At 75.7% G+C, this 3,214-nt stretch carries 2 protein-coding genes and 2 pseudogenes; 2 read left to right on the top strand and 2 right to left on the bottom strand.

What is annotated here, in order from left to right:
* Nucleotides 1–42: 42 nt before the first annotated feature.
* Nucleotides 43–471: pseudogene (locus tag ACFE60_RS18525) on the top strand (Ig-like domain-containing protein); the annotation flags it as partial.
* 621 nt (nt 472–1,092) lie between these two features.
* Here ACFE60_RS18525 and ACFE60_RS18520 read toward each other — a convergent pair.
* Nucleotides 1,093–2,496, bottom strand: coding sequence for a pyridoxal phosphate-dependent decarboxylase family protein (locus ACFE60_RS18520; RefSeq protein ID WP_375390322.1), 1,404 nt, complete (start codon nt 2,494–2,496; stop codon nt 1,093–1,095).
* Nucleotides 2,497–2,578: 82 nt separating this feature from the next.
* On the opposite strand from ACFE60_RS18520, the gene ACFE60_RS18515 reads away from it, so the two are divergent.
* Entirely contained in the window at nt 2,579–2,968 is a 390-nt protein-coding gene (locus ACFE60_RS18515; RefSeq protein ID WP_375390321.1) for a DUF1304 domain-containing protein, read from the top strand.
* Nucleotides 2,969–2,974: 6 nt separating this feature from the next.
* Here the strand turns inward: ACFE60_RS18515 and ACFE60_RS18510 are convergent.
* Nucleotides 2,975–3,214: pseudogene (locus tag ACFE60_RS18510) on the bottom strand (hypothetical protein); the annotation flags it as partial.

The following is a 3,214-nucleotide window of genomic DNA, read 5'->3' as shown; positions in this document are numbered from 1 at the left end:
GTCGACGGCGTGCTGACGGGCACCAAGGCGACGCCCAGCGACATGCATGGACCCATGTACCTGCTGGCCGATCTGGCGACGCGCAGCTATGTCGGCGCGACCGGTGCCCCCATGGTGTCGAAGATCGACTATATCAGGGCCTATTCGAGCGACCCCACCGCCGCAGCGGTCGCCCTCGGCCAGGTCTCCTCGCCCGACGCGCAGGATCCGGGCCTGTACGGCGCTACCAGCCTCAAAGCGGCCCCCGCCCCGGCTCCGCGGCCGACCATCGCCATCGGCGCCCAGGTTCTGGCCTCCGATACCGGCACCAGCGCGAGCGACCGCATCACGAGCAACGGGGCCGTCACGCTGGCCGGCACCGTGTCGGGTGCCGCCGGCACGACCGTACAGGTGTTCGACGGCACGACGGCCCTCGGCCCAGCGGCTCTCGGCCCTGCCGGAACCTGGAGCTTCGCGACCACGCTCGCGGCAGGCACGCACGCGCTCAGCGCCGTGGCGACCAATCCCGGCCGCAATACCGCGACCGCGGCCAGCGCGCCGTCCCGCTCGGGCGCGATCGTCACCTGCGCGAGCGTGCCGCCCGCGGCGGCGAGCAGCGCGGCGACGTCGGCCGGCGACGGCGTCGTGAGCGCGGTCGGGTCGTGGGCGCCCTTCGCGTCAGGACTGAGGAACGGGCCCTCCAGGTGCACGCCGAGCAGCAGCGGGTCCGAGCGCACGAGCGGGGCGAGCGCCCGCAGCCGCCCGGCGAGCGCGTCGACGGTGCCGCTGACGAGCGAGAGCACGGTCCGTGTCGTCCCGTGCGGGCGGTGCGCCGCGAGCATCCGGGCCAGGTCGCCGGGCCCGCCGCCGACCTCGCCGCCGCCTCCGCCGTGGACGTGCAGGTCGACGAAGCCCGGCGCGAGGATCCGGCCGCGGGCATCGACGACCTCGCCGTCATGGGGCGGAGGCGCGCCCGACCCACGCGCGACGATCCGGCCGTCGGCCGCGCGGAGCCAGCCGTCCTCGACGACCGCGCCGCCGGAGACGATGCGAGCGCCGGTGATCAGCAGGTCGGCGTCGGGCACGTCGCCAGGCTACCGAGGGGCGCGCCGGTCAGGCCGGGACGGCGTCGACCGCCCGGCGCAGCGCCTCCAGGGTCGCCCGGACCTCGGCGTCGCCGGTCCGCCACGAGCTCACCGAGAAGCGGATGACCGCGCGCCCGCTCCAGACGCTGCCGGACGGCATCACGGTGCCGTCCCGCAGCAGCTCCGCCAGCACGGCGCGCGTCCGCTCGTCGGTCTCGAACGCGACGCTCACCTGCGTGTACACGACGTCGTTCAGCACCGTTGCGCCCGGGATGCGCAGCGCCCCCTCCGCGATGGCCGACGCCGCGTCGTGCAGGCCGTCGACGAGACCCCGCACCCCGCTGCGGCCGAGGGAGGCGATCGCCGCCCAGACCGGGACGCCGCGCGCCCGCCGCGACATCTCCGGCACGTGGAGGTGCGGGTCGGGTCGCGCGCCCGTCAGGAGGTAGGTGGCGTGCTGCCCCATCGCGGCCTCGAGCGTCGCCGGGTCGCGCACGATCGCGATCCCGCCGTCGTAGGGGGTGTTCAGCGTCTTGTGCGCGTCCGTGGCCCACGAGTCGGCTCCGTCGAGCCCGGCCGTGAGGGCGTCCAGGGTCGGGGTCGCGAGCGCCCACAGGCCGAAGGCGCCGTCGACGTGCACCCACGCCCCCGCCTCCCGCGCCGCCGCGACGGCCGGGCCGAACGGGTCGAAGGCGCCCGAGTGCAGGTTGCCGGCCTGGAGGCAGACGATCGTCGGCCTGTGGGAGCCGGCGAGCGCCTCCCGCAGCGCGACGGCGTCGACGCGGCCCTGCGCGTCCGACGGCACGAGCTCTGCGGCGCCGAGACCCACCAGGCGCAGCGCCAGGTCGATCGACCCGTGCCGCTCCGCGCCGGCGAGCACCCGGATCCGCGGCGCGTCCGCGAGGCCGACGAGCCGGTCGTCGACGCCGACGTCCTGCAGCACGCGGTGCCTGGCGGCGGCGATGCAGGTGAAGTTCGCCATGGTCGCGCCGGTGGTGAAGCCGACGCCCGAGCCGACGGGCAGGCCGAGCAGGTCCAGCACCCAGGCCGCCGCGACCTCCTCCACCGCGACGACCCCCGGGGTCGCGTCGCGCATGCCCGCGTTCTGGTCCCACGCGGTCACCAGCACGTCGGCGCCGAGCGCCGCGGGGAACGAGCCGCCCATCACCCAGCCGTAGAACCGGCCGGATCCGCTCGCCATCAGGCCCGGTTCGACCGCCGCGGCGAGCCGCTCGACGACGGCGACGGGATCCTCCTGCCCCTCCGGCAGCGCGGTCCCGAGCCGGGCGACCGCGTCGTCGACCGATCCGGAGGCGGGCACGCGGCGATCGGGCAGGCGCCCGAGCCACCCCCGCGCGAGCGCCGCGGCGCGGTCGAACGCGGCGGCGGTGCCGTCGGCGGTGGAGGCGGCGGCGTCGGCGCGCAGGGTCATGCGGTCAGCGTCCTCCGTCCGCACGGATCGCGCGAGGACGGGTTCCCGAGCGCGGGACCGACCGCCGCGCCAGGATGGGCGCATGCTCATCGCCGGTCTGGTGCTCGCCGCGATCGGCGCGCTCGTGCACGTCTCCATCTTCGTGCTCGAGTCCGTCCTCTGGCGGAGCGAGCGCGCCAGGAGGATCTTCGGCACGACCGCGGAGGAGGCCGGGGTCACCGCGGCGCTCGCGCTGAACCAGGGCTTCTACAACCTGTTCCTCGCCGTCGAGGTCGTGGCCGGCATCGTGCTCGTCGCGGCGGGCGCCTGCACGATCGGGTACACGGCCGTGCTGATCGGCACGGGCTCGATGGTCGCGGCCGGCACGGTGCTGATCGTCTCCGACCGCTCGAAGGCGCGGCCGGCCCTGGTGCAGGCGGTGCCGCCGCTGCTCTCGGTGGTGCTGATCGTGATCGGCCTGCTGGCCTCCTGACGGCGGCTACCTCGTGCCGTCGAGGTCCTTGCGGTGCTTGCCGAGGCGCAGCCCGTCGCGGCGCAGCTCGATCTCGTAGAGCCTCGCGTGGACGGCCTTCGTCCCCTTGTGCACGACGAGCATCGGCATGGCCTTCCGGGTGGCCGTCGCCAGCGTGCGGAAGATCATCCCGTGGCCCGCGTCGGCGCGCAGCAGCGGCGCCTTCTGCACCCACGGTCCCTTCAGCTTCCCCGACGGGGACACCGC

The sequence above is a fragment of the uncultured Amnibacterium sp. genome (genome assembly GCF_964245895.1).
In the GTDB taxonomy this organism is placed as follows: domain Bacteria; phylum Actinomycetota; class Actinomycetes; order Actinomycetales; family Microbacteriaceae; genus Amnibacterium.
This window is presented reverse-complemented; position numbering and strand designations above follow the sequence as displayed.

What these genes read in the sequence shown, in the direction of transcription:
- ACFE60_RS18515 (WP_375390321.1), top strand. Translation starts at nt 2,579, where the DNA reads ATGCTCATCGCCGGTCTGGTGCTCGCCGCGATCGGCGCGCTCGTGCAC.
- ACFE60_RS18520 (WP_375390322.1), bottom strand. Translation starts at nt 2,496, where the DNA reads ATGACCCTGCGCGCCGACGCCGCCGCCTCCACCGCCGACGGCACCGCC.